The 12939-nt window shown below is 72.8% G+C and carries 13 protein-coding genes and 1 tRNA gene; 7 read left to right on the top strand and 7 right to left on the bottom strand.

Annotated features, from left to right (window positions below):
* Positions 1-114: 114 nt before the first annotated feature.
* From RYN42_RS07425 to RYN42_RS07410, 4 genes are all read left to right on the top strand, one after another.
* Positions 115-795, top strand: coding sequence for a helix-turn-helix domain-containing protein (locus RYN42_RS07425; RefSeq protein ID WP_315095054.1), 681 nt, complete (start codon positions 115-117; stop codon positions 793-795).
* 76 nt (positions 796-871) lie between these two features.
* Complete coding sequence (locus RYN42_RS07420; protein WP_315095052.1) at positions 872-1198, top strand: DUF2249 domain-containing protein; 327 nt, start codon at positions 872-874, stop codon at positions 1196-1198.
* Between the two features lie 18 nt (positions 1199-1216).
* A complete protein-coding gene (locus RYN42_RS07415) occupies positions 1217-2344 on the top strand; it encodes a hypothetical protein (RefSeq protein ID WP_315095050.1) in 1128 nt (375 codons plus the stop codon).
* Positions 2341-4932: a multicopper oxidase domain-containing protein gene (locus RYN42_RS07410; RefSeq protein WP_315095049.1), complete on the top strand. Its 2592-nt coding sequence runs from the start codon at positions 2341-2343 to the stop codon at positions 4930-4932. Before RYN42_RS07415 ends, RYN42_RS07410 begins: the two co-directional genes overlap by 4 nt.
* On the opposite strand, the gene RYN42_RS07405 is transcribed toward RYN42_RS07410, so the two are convergent.
* Positions 4922-5389, bottom strand: coding sequence for a MarR family transcriptional regulator (locus tag RYN42_RS07405; protein WP_315095047.1), 468 nt, complete (start codon positions 5387-5389; stop codon positions 4922-4924). The two genes, RYN42_RS07410 and RYN42_RS07405, sit on opposite strands and share 11 nt — an antisense overlap.
* Positions 5390-5450: 61 nt before the next feature.
* Between RYN42_RS07405 and RYN42_RS07400 the strand changes: the two genes are divergently transcribed.
* The 3 genes from RYN42_RS07400 (at position 5451) to RYN42_RS07390 (ending at position 8004) form a co-directional block, all read left to right on the top strand.
* On the top strand, positions 5451-5672 hold the full coding sequence (locus RYN42_RS07400) for a hypothetical protein (protein ID WP_315095045.1): 222 nt from the start codon (positions 5451-5453) through the stop codon (positions 5670-5672).
* A gap of 96 nt (positions 5673-5768) precedes the next feature.
* Positions 5769-7448, top strand: coding sequence for a GAF domain-containing protein (locus RYN42_RS07395; protein ID WP_315095043.1), 1680 nt, complete (start codon positions 5769-5771; stop codon positions 7446-7448).
* A 76-nt stretch (positions 7449-7524) separates the two neighbouring features.
* On the top strand, positions 7525-8004 hold the full coding sequence (locus tag RYN42_RS07390) for a hypothetical protein (protein WP_315095042.1): 480 nt from the start codon (positions 7525-7527) through the stop codon (positions 8002-8004).
* A gap of 84 nt (positions 8005-8088) precedes the next feature.
* Here RYN42_RS07390 and RYN42_RS07385 read toward each other — a convergent pair whose 3' ends face one another.
* The 6 genes from RYN42_RS07385 to RYN42_RS07360 all read right to left on the bottom strand — a co-directional run.
* The gene (locus RYN42_RS07385; RefSeq protein ID WP_315095041.1) at positions 8089-10014 is read right to left on the bottom strand and encodes a glycosyl hydrolase 53 family protein; all 1926 of its coding nucleotides are present in this window, start codon (positions 10012-10014) and stop codon (positions 8089-8091) included.
* Between the two features lie 146 nt (positions 10015-10160).
* Positions 10161-11198 (bottom strand): LacI family DNA-binding transcriptional regulator, encoded by a 1038-nt coding sequence (locus RYN42_RS07380; protein WP_315095039.1) that lies wholly within the window; start codon positions 11196-11198, stop codon positions 10161-10163.
* Between the two features lie 135 nt (positions 11199-11333).
* Positions 11334-11406: transfer RNA gene (locus tag RYN42_RS07375), tRNA-Ala, on the bottom strand.
* 71 nt (positions 11407-11477) lie between these two features.
* On the bottom strand, positions 11478-12176 hold the full coding sequence (locus tag RYN42_RS07370) for a histidine phosphatase family protein (RefSeq protein WP_315095037.1): 699 nt from the start codon (positions 12174-12176) through the stop codon (positions 11478-11480).
* Positions 12173-12562, bottom strand: a complete 390-nt coding sequence (gene rsfS / locus RYN42_RS07365) for a ribosome silencing factor (RefSeq protein ID WP_315095036.1) — start codon at positions 12560-12562, stop codon at positions 12173-12175. Before rsfS ends, RYN42_RS07370 begins: the two co-directional genes overlap by 4 nt.
* An 18-nt stretch (positions 12563-12580) precedes the next feature.
* Positions 12581-12939: hypothetical protein (locus RYN42_RS07360; protein ID WP_399552423.1), on the bottom strand; the 359-nt coding region annotated here is incomplete at its 5' end.

The following is a 12939-nucleotide window of genomic DNA, read 5'->3' as shown; positions in this document are numbered from 1 at the left end:
GCCGGGCGACGGTCCAGGTCGGGACGCACACTACGGGCCGGACGCCGGGAGCAGTGCGGCCGAAGGTCCCGGCACCCGACGAACGCGTAAAGAGCACGCTGTTACTCTCAAATCATGGTCCCGTCCACGCAGAGCGGTGCGTGGCACTCCGCGCTGGCCAGCGAACCGCGCCGCCGCGTGCTGGCAGTCCTGGAGGAGTCCGCCCACCCCGTGGACGCCGTGACCGTGGCGGCGGCGGTGGGGGTGCACGTCACCACCGCGCGGTTCCATCTGGAGCACCTGGAGGCCGCGGGGCTTGTCTCCCGCGAGGTGGCCCGCTCGGGTCGGCGCGGCCGGCCGCAGGTGCTGTTCCGCGCGACCGTGGCGCCGGTGCCGGTCGGGGAGGCCCAGCAGCGGCTCACCCACGCGCTCGCGTCGGTGATCGGCGACGACAGCGACGGCGGCCGGGCCCGCGCGGAGCGCGCCGGCGAGCGCTGGTCGGAGCAGCTCACCACCGCGGCGAGCGCCGCGGAGCACGACGGCGCGCTCGCCGGCCCGACGCCGGTGCTCCTGCGGGCCCTCACCGAGATCGGCTTCGAGCCGGAGCTGCGCGACGAGACGACCATCGCCCTGCTCGCCTGCCCGTTCCGGGCCGAGGCGAGGGCGCTGCCCGACGTGGTGTGCTCGGTGCACCTGGGACTCCTGCGTGGTCTCGCGAGGTCGGAGGGCGACACCGGCGACGTCGGCCTGCGGCCGTTCGTGCAGCCGGACCTGTGCCTGGTGGACCTGCCCGCGGCCCGGCGCACGGCGGAGTAGGTCCTACGTCCTTTTGAACGGAGTGCGTTCCTCTTAAATTGGTTCCAGGGTCGCCCGGCCCGCCGAGGAGGAACCCATGCCCGCCGAACCGATCGTCCTGTCGTCCGGCCGCGCCGGTGCAGCCGAGGCCGACGGGCACGCAGACCACGCCTGCGCGTGCGGCCACGACGACGCGCCGACCATCGTGCTCGACGCCCGCACGATCCCGCACGCGATCCGCCACGCCTCGATCTTCGGCGCCCTCGGGGCCATCCAGCCCGGGTTCGCCCTCGACCTCGTCGCTCCCCACGACCCCCTGCCGCTGCTCGCGCAGCTCGAGAGCAGCCGCCCCGGGGAGTTCGTCGTGTCGTACGTCGAGCGCGGGCCCGAGGCCTGGACCGTCCGGCTCACCCGCGCGCAGTAGCGCCAGCGCGCGCCGTCGATGACCTCGCTCAGCCCCAGCACCACACTGCGGGGCACCCCCACCGTGCCGCGACCCCGGGTCGGATCGCGGCTCGGGCTCCTGCTGCTCGGCGGCGTGGCCCTTCTCGCGGGGCTCGACGGCGCCCTGGTGCTCCTGGGTCTCGGCGCCCCCGTCGACAGCCTCCGGCTCGCCGAGGTGCACGGCCCGCTCATGGTCTTCGGGTTCGTCGGCACCGTCGTCACGCTCGAACGGGCCGTCGCCGTGCGCAGGTCGTGGGCGTACCTGTCGCCCGCACTGCTCGGGGTGGGCGGGCTGGCACTGGTGTCCCCGCTCCCGGTCGCCGTGGGCCAGGTCGCCCTGATAGCCGGCAGCGCCGTCCTCCTGGCCGTCTACGCAGCGATCTGGCGCCGGCAGGCCTCGGTGTCGACCGGGGTGCAGGTGCTCGGCGCCCTGATGGGTCTGATGGCCACCGCGCTGTGGCTGCGCGGCGTCGGGATCCCCTCACTGGCGCCGCTGCTCATCCTGTACCTGGTGCTGACGATCGCCGGGGAACGGCTCGAGCTCTCGCGCGTCTCCCCCGCGGTCGACCACCGCGCGGAGCAGCGGATGCTCGGCATCGGCCTCGGGCTCGTCACGGGTGCGGTCGTGGCGCTCGTGTGGCCGGTCGCCGGCTACCCGCTGCTGGGCCTGGGCGTGCTGGCGCTGGTGGTCTGGCTGCTCCGGTACGACGTCGCCACCCGGACCGTGCGAGCGGTCGGGCTCCCCCGGTACATGGCTCTGTGCCTGCTCGCCGGCTACGGCTGGCTCGTGGTGGTGGCCGGGATCTGGCTGGTGCAGGGGCCGGTCTACGCGGGCCCCGCGTACGACGCGATGATGCACGCCGTGTTCCTCGGCTTCGTGATGTCGATGATCATGGCGCACGCCCCCTCTATCCTCCCGGCCGTGCTCCGGCGGCCGTTGCCGTACCGACCGGTCATGTACGGGCCGGCGGCGCTGCTGCACGCCTCGTTGCTGGCCCGCGTGCTGCTCGGTGACGCCTACGGCTGGCCGGTCCTGGTGCAGTGGGGCGGAGTGCTCAACATCGTGGCGGTGCTGCTGTTCGTCGTGGTCGCCGTGACGTCGGTGCTCGGCAGGCCGGTCCGATGAGGGACCGGCTCTGGCACGTCGTCTCCGGCAGCCTGGTCCCCGCGTGGCTGGCGGCGGCCGTGCTCGGCACGCTGCTGCACCGGGAGACGCCCTCGTCGGGCTGGTTGCTGGTGCACCTGCTGCTGCTCGGTGCGGTGAGCACCGCGATCCTCATCTGGAGCCAGCACTTCTCCGACACGCTGCTGCATCGCAGGGCCCCCGGCCACCGGCTCTCGCTCGGTCTTCGCCTGACCGCGCACACCGTGGGTGCCGTGCTGGTGATGACGGGAGTGGTCACCGACCGGTTCGCGCTCGTGCTGGCCGGCGGCGTCCTGGTGGGCGCGAACGCGGTCGCGCACGCCGTCGTCGTCGTCGGCCAGTCCCGTGGCGCTCTGCCCGCCCGCTTCGGGCCGCTGGTGCGCTACTACGCGGCCAGCGCGCTGACGCTCGCCGCAGGGGTGACTCTCGGGGTCCTCATGGCGCGCCTCGACGGCGGTGGTGAGGACTACGAGCGGCTGTTCGTCGGCCACCTCGGCCTGAACCTGTTCGGCTGGGTGGGCCTGGCCGTGATCGGGACGATCGCGCTGCTGTGGCCGACGGTGCTGCACACCCGGATCGACGGCGCGACCGTCGCTGCCGGGCGCACCCTGTCCGTGCTCGTGGCCGGTCTCGGGCTGCTCGCGCTCGGGTGCCTGGTCGACCAGCGGACGGTCGTGGGGCTGGGGGTGCTGGTCTACCTGGTGGCGCTCGGCCGGGTGCTCCGGGAGGCCGTCGGCCACCTGCGCCGCGCACCCGCCGTCACCTTCGCCGCGTGGAGCCTCGGCGCCGCACTGATCTGGTTCGCGCTGTGCACGCTGGGGTTCGGCGTCCAGGTGGCCCTTGCCCCCAGCTGGACCCTCGCCGCCGCGCGCGTCGAGGTGCTGGTGCCGTACGTCGCCGTGGGGTTCGCGGCCCAGGTGCTGGTGGGCGCGCTCAGCTACCTGGTGCCGGTCGTGCTCGGTGGCGGGCCGGCGGCGTCCAAGGCCACCGCGGCCGAGCTCGACCGGGGCGGGCTGTTCCGGGTGGTCACGGTGAACGCCGCGCTCGTGCTCTCGCTGCTCCCGGTGTCGAGCAGCCTCACCGTGGCGCTGTCCCTGCTGGTGGTGGGCGTCCTCGCCAGCTTCCTGGTGCTCTTCGGCCGCGCGCTGCGCACCAACCGGCGGGTGCGCAGTCTTCCGCTCGTCCCCGTGACGTCGGCAGCACGCCTCGCGGTCGTGCCCGCGCCGCGGGCGACCGGCAAGATCCTGGCGGCCGTCGGCGCCCTCCTGCTCACGGTGACCGTCGGCATCGCCGTGGACCCCGCGTCGATCGGCCTGGCCTCGGCCTCCGCGCGGACGAGCACCGCCGACGTGACGGCGACCGGCCACACCACCGAGGTCGCGATCGAGATGGTGCACACCCGGTTCGTCCCCGACCGCATCGAGGTACCGGCGGGCGACGAGCTCGTGATCACCCTGACCAACCGGGACGACATGGTGCACAACCTGGTCCTCGAGACCGGTCTGGTGTCAGGCTCCCTCGACCAGGGCGAGTCCGAGCGGGTGGCGGTCGGCCTGGTCGGGGCGAGCGTGCAGGGGTGGTGCTCGATCGCCGGGCACCGCCTGCTCGGCATGGACCTGACCATCGTCGCCACCGGCGCCGGCGAGCACGGGGGCCACGTCGCGGCCGCGTCGGGTACCTCGGCGGCCGACGACCTCGACCCGATGAGCGAGCCCGACGCGGGCTTCGTGGCGCGCGACGCGACCCTGCCGCCCGCGCCCGGCGCGACGGTGCACCGCCGGACGCTCACCGTGCAGGACGTGGAGACGGAGGTGGCGCCCGGGGTGCGGCAGACCCTGTGGACCTTCGACGGCACCGCCCCGGGTCCCACCCTGCGCGGTTCGGTGGGCGACGTCTTCGAGATCACCCTGGTGAACGAGGGGACGATCGGGCACTCCATCGACTTCCACGCCGGCGCGGTGAGCCCCGACGAGGTGATGCGCACCATCGCGCCGGGCGAGCGGCTGGTCTACACGTTCACCGCCACCCGCTCCGGCATCTGGCTCTACCACTGCTCGACCATGCCCATGTCGGTGCACATCGCCAACGGCATGTTCGGGGCCGTCATCATCGACCCGCCCGGCCTGGCCGCCGTGGACCGCGAGTACGTGCTGGTCCAGTCGGAGTACTACCTGGGTCCGCAGGGTGGAGAGGTCGACCCCGTGAGGCTGCAGTCGGGACGGCCGGACCTGGTGGTGTTCAACGGGTACGCGAACCAGTACGCCGCGCGCCCGCTGACGGCCCGTTCGGGCGAGACCGTGCGGATGTGGGTGGTGGCGGCCGGCCCCGACGTCGGCTCGGCATTCCACGTCGTCGGCGGCCAGTTCCACACGGTCTTCAAGGAGGGCGAGTACGTGCTCCAGGACGGTGGCAGCACAGGGACCGGCGGCGCACAGGTGCTCGACCTCGCGGCCGCCCAGGGCGGCTTCGTCGAGCTGACGTTCCCCGAGGCGGGGCACTACCCGTTCGTGAGCCACGTGATGTCCGACGCCGAGCGCGGTGCACGAGGGGTCGTCGCGGTCACCGACTGACGGAGGGGGCCTGCGCGCGCACGCACGCGGCCAGGAGGAGGTCCACCCCGGACCGGATCTCGTCCAGCGTCTCGCGCGTCATCCGCAGGTCGTCGAGCATCGCCGTCGGGATCCCGACCGCCTGCTTGCGCAGGGCGCGCCCTGCGTCGGTCAGCGCGATGACGAGCACGCGCTCGTCGGCGCTCCCCCTCGCCCGCGTCACGAGGCCCAGCGCCTCCAGGCGCTTGACCAGGGGTGACGTCGTGGCCGCCTCCAGGTGCAGGATCCCCGCCAGCTCCTTGAGCGACAGCTCGCCGTGCTGCCAGAGCGCGAGCATGGCCAGGTACTGCGGGTGTGTGAGGCCGAGCGGCTCCAGCAGCGGCCGGTAGAGCCCGACCAGGGCGCGGGAGGCGGCGGAGACGGCGAGGCACAGCTGCGCCTCCACGGCGAGCGGGTCCACGTCCGGAGTCGTCGGCATACCGCCAGCCTATGTTAGATTCGTGCCCTAATCTTCTGTAGGCAAATGGTGGTGGGCGACGGTGGGCTTCTCCGATCGGTTCGACGCGTTCAACGAGCACGTGACGCTCTTCTTCCTACGGTTCGTCGGCCCGCCCACCACGAACGCCCCGGACAGCCAGGGGCGCGGCACCACCGTCGACGAGCAGGAGCGAGAGGCCGAGATCCGCGGCACGTTCGCGCGCGTCCAGGGTCCCGACGGACGCCCGTACCTGGTGGACCGGACCTCGCGCGACGACGCCTGACGCCGCCGCTTCTTGGAGGATGGCCTCCCGTCATGGGACCTTGGTCCCTCGCGCACCCCTCGTCCTGGTGGGAGCCCGACTCCCGGGGGTCCGATCGTGAGCATCGACGAGACGAGCACCCCGGCACCGGCACCCTCGGACAGCGAGGTCGCTCTCCTCGACGCCATCCTCGGCCTGGCGGCGGACCTGGACATCCAGAGCCTGCTCGAACGGTTCGTGGTGGCGAGCACGGAGCTGACGGGCGCCCGCTACGGTGCCATCAACATCGTCGACGAGAGCGGCGCGTCGACCACGTTCGTGCAGAGCGGCGTCGACCCCACCACGGCCACCTTCCTCGGTCACCCGCCGCACGCGTGGGGCGTGCTCGGCAGCATCCCGGACGAGGGTGTCCTGCGCCTGGAGGACCTCACGGCGCACCCGGCGTTCCGCGGTCTGCCGGCCGGGCACCCCCCGATGGGCTCGTTCCTCGGTGCGGCCGTCCGCGTCGGCGGGGCGAGGTACGGCACCCTCTACCTGTCGGAGAAGGCGGGCGGGTTCCACGACCAGGACCAGTCGGTGGCGCTCGCGCTGGCAGCGGCCGCCGCGGTCGCGGTGCAGAACGCGCAGCTGTACGCCCTCGAGCGGCGCCGTCAGCAGTGGCTGACCGCGGCCCAGGTGATCAGCAACATGCTGCTGGAGGACGCCGACGACGAGGACGTCCTCGTGCGCATCGCGGCGTCGGCCCGCGAGATCGACCAGGCGGACGCCGCGGCGCTCGTGCTCCCTGGGCGCCGCGGCGAGCTGGTACTCGAGATCGTGTCGGGGGTGGGCCAGGACGAGCTCCTGGGCCTGGACCTGACGGACGACGAGCGCGTCCGCTCGGCGTTCGACGACGGCACCGCCCAGTTCGTCAGCCGCATCCAGAGCGCCGACCCCTCCCTGACCCGGTACGGGCCTGCCCTGTTCGCCCCTCTGCGCGCCGCGGGCCAGGGCGTCGGCGTCCTGCTGCTGCTGCGGCGCGCCGGCGCGGAACCCTTCACCGACAGCGACCTCACGCTCTCGCAGGCCTTCGCGTCACAGGCGGCGCTCGCGTTCGTGCTGGCCGAGGCCCGGCGCGTCCAGGGGCGGGCGGTGCTCGACGACGAACGCACCCGCATCGCCCGCGACCTGCACGACCTGGCCATCCAGCAGCTCTTCGCCGCCGGGATGCAGCTGGAGAGCGCCCGCACCAGCCCCGACGAGCCCCTCACCCCGAGCCTCGCCCACACCCTGGACACCGCCCTGAGCTACGTCGACGCCGGGATCCAGCAGATCCGGGTGGTCGTGCGCACGCTCGACGACCCCGGGGCCGCGCGGCCGCTCGTCGAGCGGGTCACCGCCGAGGTGGACCTCGCCTCCAGCTCCCTGGGCTTCCCCCCGTCGCTGCTGGTCAGCGTGGACGGCGACCCCGTCACCGACGGCGACCCGTCCTCCCCCGCCCCGGGCCTGCTCGACGACCTGGTGGCACCCGGGCGCGCGAACAACGTCGTGGCGGTCGTCCGCGAGGCGCTGTCGAACACCGCGCGCCACGCCCACTCCCAGTCGGTCGCCGTCCGCCTCATGGTGTCCTCGCAGCCACCCGGCCTGATCGTCGTCGAGGTCGAGGACGACGGAGTCGGCGTGCCGGCCGCACCCACCCGAGCCTCCGGCACGAAGAACCTGGCCATCCGGGCCCGGCAGTCCGGCGGCACCTTCTCGTTGCAGCGGCCGCCGTCCGGCCGGGGGGCGCTGCTGCGCTGGACCGCTCCGCTCGACTGAGCGGCGACGTCCGAGTCGGTCCGGCATCCTGAAGGCGCGCCCACCGTCGGGCGTTCGTCGAGTCAGGGGAGGGACCATGCACGTCAGACACCTGGTGGCCCGGACGGCCGTCGTGGCGCTCGTGTCCGCAGGAGGGATCGTCGCCGCGAGCGCACCGGCGTCCGCAGGGATGCTCGACACCTGCGTCCTGTACGAGAAGCAGCTCGGCTGGGGCTACACCTGCGAGGAGGAGCAGGTGGGCACCCCGGAGGCTGGCCGCACTCTCGCAGCGGCGCTGTTCACCGAGACGAACTTCGAGGGAAAGCGCCTGCGCATCTGGAAGCTCGGTGGCGACTGCACGGCGCCCTATGACGGCGACGAGTTCGAGGCCGCGCTGCCCGACGGCGGGTACGCCCCCTTCGCCTACAACGTCGAGTCCATCCGCACGTTCAACCACTGTGACGTGCAGCTCTCCGCGGGCAACGCCGACAGCGCCTGGATCCACGAGTCGGCCAACCTCAACCAGACCCAGGTCCAGAACTGGAACAACAGGGCGACGTACTTCTCGATCAGCTGAGCGGGCGTCTGCGATCTCGGGCGTGCACGGCGCCGGCGGTGGCCCGCGAGGGACCACCGCCGGCGGTGCGCCAGGCGCGAGCGCTCACCGGCTGGCGAGCGCCCTCCGGACGACGTCGACGACCGCGGTCACCGGACCGTGCTCGGCCGTGGTGCCGCTGACGACGACCTGTCCGGGGCGGGACGGGGCGCGGGCCGGTGCCGCGTCCCAGGTCACGGGCACGGCGTGGAGCGTGCCGTCGGAGTCGAGGACGTCGACGGTGGCCGGCAGCCGGAGCGGGCTCGATGTGCGCACGGTCCGGTAGACGGTGTCGGCGACCACGAACTCGGCGTCGCTGGCCTCGTAGACCTCGATCGTCTCGTGGAACGTGAGCACCGGCCACGCGCTGCTCGACCAGTCGATCATCTCCTGCCAGTTCGCGGGCTCCCAGACCAGGACGCCGGCGCCGCGGTTGTCGGGCAGGTCGTTCGCGATCCGGAAGACGTCCTGGAGGAAGAGGCCGGCACCCTCCGCCGTCTTGGGGTAGGGCGAGTTCGGGACCGGCAGGCCGTCCCAGTCGTTCGACTGGTGCGACGTCTCGGCGATCTCCATGGCGTAGCCCGGGTGCGCCGCGGCCACCTGGTGCAGGTTCGCCTCGTAGTGCTCGGGCGTCCCGTGCCAGTCGGGGTAGTACGAGTGCGCGATCACGTCGATGTCCTGGCCCTTGGCGTTCAGCCGGGTGAGGAACTGGTCCCAGAACTCGAGCGTCTTGTCGACCCGGCCGTTGTCGATGATCACGTGGGTCTCCACCGGGATCTCCGCACCGTGGGCGGCCGCGACGTCACGGACCGCCGCGATGCCCGACGCCTGCAGGGTGGTGAACCGGTCCCAGGCGGCGTCGTAGGCGGCCTGCTCCGCCGGGTCGTCCGAGCCCCAGTAGTCCCAGAGCAGGGCACCGCCGGGCTGCGAGACGAACGACGGGTCCTGGTTGAAGTAGCACGTGCCGCACCAGGCCGCGTCGTCGAACCACGGCAGCGGACGCTCGCTCCCCCACATGAACCCGTTGATGAGCTCGTTGCCCACCGCGACCTTCTCGGGGGTGGTGCCCTGGGCGACGAGGGCGTCCACCGTCGCGTACGTGTAGTCGTAGACCGCCTGCGTCAGCTCGTCGAAGGGCAGCTCACGCCACGCGGTGGGCTTCGCCTGCTTGCTCGGGTCGGCCCACGAGTCGGCGTAGTGCAGGTCGACGCCCAGGCCCATGCCCTGCTCGACGACCTTGCGCGCCACGTCGAGGGTGCGCTCCGGACCCTGGTACGCGGGCTCGAGGTACTCACCCGTCTGCTCGTCACGCGGGTCGTTGAAGACGCGCAGGCGGACGTACTCCATGCCGGCGTCGGCCGCCGCCTCGAGGATCGGCACCGGCGCGGCGCCCTCGTCCACGACGTACGTCAGGCCCTGCGCGTCGTTCTGGTCGGCGTACGAGATGTCCGCGCCCAGCACGACGTCGTCGCGCAGGTAGTTCCACACGGACAGCTCGCTGATGCCGGCGACGGCGCCCGGGGACACGTCAGTGATCGTCACCCGCAGGAAGGCGATCCCCGCGTGCGCGACGAGGTGCTCCTCGCCGCGACCCGCCAGCGTGTTCCTCCTGCGGTCGACGAGGGTCTGCCAGGCGTCACCGTCCGGGGAGGCCTCGACCACGTACCGGTAGGTGCCGTGCGCGTCGGGGAAGACGAGCCCGACCTTCCGGACGTTGTCGTACGCGCCTCCGAGGTCAAGCACGAGCGAGTGCCGACCCTTGCCACGCGCCGTCCACGCGGTCGTCGGGTCGCCGTCGACGGCGAGGGCTGCACTGGCCTGCGCCGCGGTGGCGCTCACCGTGACCCAGGGCTTCGCGGCGAGGTTGCTGCGGACGGGTGCGAAGTGGACCGCGCCGTCAGGTTCCTCGGCCGGGGCGGGGCCCGCGCTGCCGAGGACGAGGGCGCCTGCGGCAAGGAGGGCGAGCGTCGAGCGTCGTCTGATGGGGTGCATGGGACGTCCTTGTCTCATCGGAGTGTGCACGTGCACAGCACCGAGCCACCGTACGAGCGCGCGGAAGGACTCGTCAAGATGTCCGCTTCTACCGCTGCGATCTGGGAGCGTGCACAGGTATCGGGCGGCCGCCGCGCCCGGGCTCGTCAGGAGGGGGCCGGAGCGGCCGATCCGGTGCTGGCACGCACGACGAGCGTGGTCGGCAGCGTGACGGCGGCCGGTTCGCCGCCCTCCACCAGCTCGATCAGCAGGCGCACCATCTCGCCGGCGATGCGTTCGAGCGGCTGCCGCATGGTGGTGAGCGGCGGGTCGAGCGTCGCTGCGAGCCCGGAGTCGTCGAAGCCTCCGACCGCGACGTCCTGCGGGACGTGTCTGCCGGCCTCGCGAAGCACCTGCAGGGCGCCCGCAGCCATGAGGTCGGAGTGCACGAAGACCGCGTCGAGGTCGGGTCGGCGCGCGAGGAGCGTCCGCATCCCTGCGGCTCCACCGTCGCGCGAGTAGTCGCCGTGAGTCACGAGCGACTCGTCGTAGCGCGGCCCGAGCTCGTCGCGGTAGCCCTCGAGCCGGAGCCTGCCCCCGGGGGTGTCCAGGGGCCCGGTGATCGTCGCGATCCTGGTGCGACCGATGTCGAGCAGGTGCCGCGTCATCCGCCGCCCGCCGCCGAGGTCGTCGGCGGAGACGTAGCCGAGGCTGCCCTCGAAGCCGAGCGGGATGCCGCAGGCGATCATCGGGATGCCCTGGCGCACCAGCGCGTCGAGCAGGGGGTTGCCGCTGTGCGACGAGATGGCGAGGACGCCGTCCACGTGCCCGGCACCGACGTAGGACGAGACCTGCTTCTGCTCCTCAGGGGTGCCCGCGACCATGAGCAGGAGCGGCATGCCGCGCGCGGCCAGTGCCTGGGCGGCGCCCCGCAGGAGGATCGAGAAGTTCGGGTCCTCGAAGAGCAGGTGCTGCGGTTCGGTGAGCAGGAACGCCACCGAGTTCGACCGTCCGGTGACCAGGCTGCGCGCGTGCTGGTTCGCGGCGTAGCCGGTGGTCCGGATCGCATCCTTCACGGCCGCGAGCGAGTCCGGGGACACCCAGTGCCCACCGTTGATCACGCGCGAGACAGTGCCCCGGGACACGCCAGCCGCAGCCGCGACGTCACGGATCGTCGGGCGCTTGCGCGGCGCGGTCTGTCCCATCGCACGAGACTCTAGGGGAACGGGATCACACGTCACGCCATGACGGCGCCGACGGCGAGGGTCCAGCACATGGAAGAGGCCACGCCCGGCTCCCATGTTCAGGATCCCGGCGTGGCCTCTGACCAGCACTTTCGGTGGAGCTGAGGGGATTCGAACCCCTGACCCCCTGCATGCCATGCAGGTGCGCTACCAGCTGCGCCACAGCCCCGCGGTCCCCCGGAGGGAACCACCTACGCCCGTAGGCGCTCGGAGAGTCTAGATCGAACGCGGGGCCAAACGCTAATCGGGGTCCCGGGTCTCGGCGTCGGCGTCCGACTCGGGCGACGTGTCCGGTCCGGCGTTCCAGTCGCTCGACGCGTCGGTCGGTCCCAGGTTGTAGCCGACCATCCGCCACGGCGGTGCGAAGTCGCCGCGGGTGGCGACGAGCTCGGTCCAGTGCACGTTGAGCATGCCCGTGAAGCCGTGCCAGTCGGTCGGCATGCCGAGCAGGTCCCCGACTGCGCAGCTGATCGCGGAGCCGTGCGAGACGACGACGAGCGTGTCGTCCGACCCCAGCGACTCCGCGTGCTCGAGGATCCCCTCGCGCACACGCTGCGCGACCTCCGCGCGGGTCTCGGCGCCGACGCCCTCCGGCTGGCCGCCGGCTCGCCAGACGGCGAACTCGTCGGCCCAGTCCCGCCGCAGGTCGTCGCCCGTGAGGCCCTCCCACAGGCCGAAGGCACGCTCGCGCAGGCGAGCGTCGACGGCGAGGTCGAGGCCGGTCGCCCGCGCGAGGAAGGTTGCGGTCTCGTGCGCGCGGCTGAGGTCGGACGTGACGATCCTCGTCGGCTCGTGCCGGGTCAGCAGCCGAGCCGCGGCCGTGCGCGCCTGCCACCGGCCGACCGCGTCGAGCGGGATGTCGACCTGGCCCTGCAGCCGCGCCTCCGAGTTGTAGGCGGTGCGGCCGTGCCGGACCAGGAGCAGACGCCCTGCGGTCACGCCTCGGAGCCCTCGTCGGTCCCCCGCGCGTCTGCGGGGAGATCGATCACGGGGCAGTCCTTCCACAGCCGCTCGAGGGCGTAGTACACCCGGTCCTCGGCGTGCTGCACGTGCACGACGACGTCGCCGAAGTCCACGAGGACCCAGCGGCCGGCGGCCTTGCCCTCGCGGCGGATCGGCTTGGCGCCGAGCTTGAAGAGTGCCTCCTCGACGGCGTCGACGATGGCGCCGACCTGCCGCTCGTTGGTGCCGGAGGCGATCAGGAAGACGTCGGTGAGCACCAGCTGCTCGCTCACGTCGAGCGCGATGATCTCCTCCGCCTTGATGTCGGAGGCGGCGCGAGCGGCCGCCAGGGCCAGCTCGATCGCTCGTTCGGTCGCAGCCACAGGTCTCCTTGGTTCAGGTCAGGCGGGACCGGCCGGCAGGCCGGTCAGGGTGTGGACATCGGGCGTCACGACGAGCACGGCCGCAGCGGTCGAGCCGGGCTCCTCGTCGGACGCGTTGCTGAGCAGCAGGACGATGAGGAAGCCGAGCACGAACGCGACGAGGGCGAGCACGATGAGGTGCAGCCACGTGTACGGGTGCCGCGGGCGCTCGTCGTCCTCGTAGTCGTCGTCCGCGTCGTCGTACTCGTCACGCGCCGCGGTGGCCCGGACCGGGTCCGGGGCGCTGCCCAGCGGCGCTGCGGACGTCGGTGCCGCCGACGCACCGCCGGCGCGGGGTGCGGGGACCGTGCCGGCGGACAGGCCGGTGGGTGTCCAGG

Origin of the sequence: uncultured Cellulomonas sp. (assembly GCF_963527515.1) — a bacterium.
Lineage (GTDB): Bacteria > Actinomycetota > Actinomycetes > Actinomycetales > Cellulomonadaceae > Cellulomonas.
This window is presented reverse-complemented; position numbering and strand designations above follow the sequence as displayed.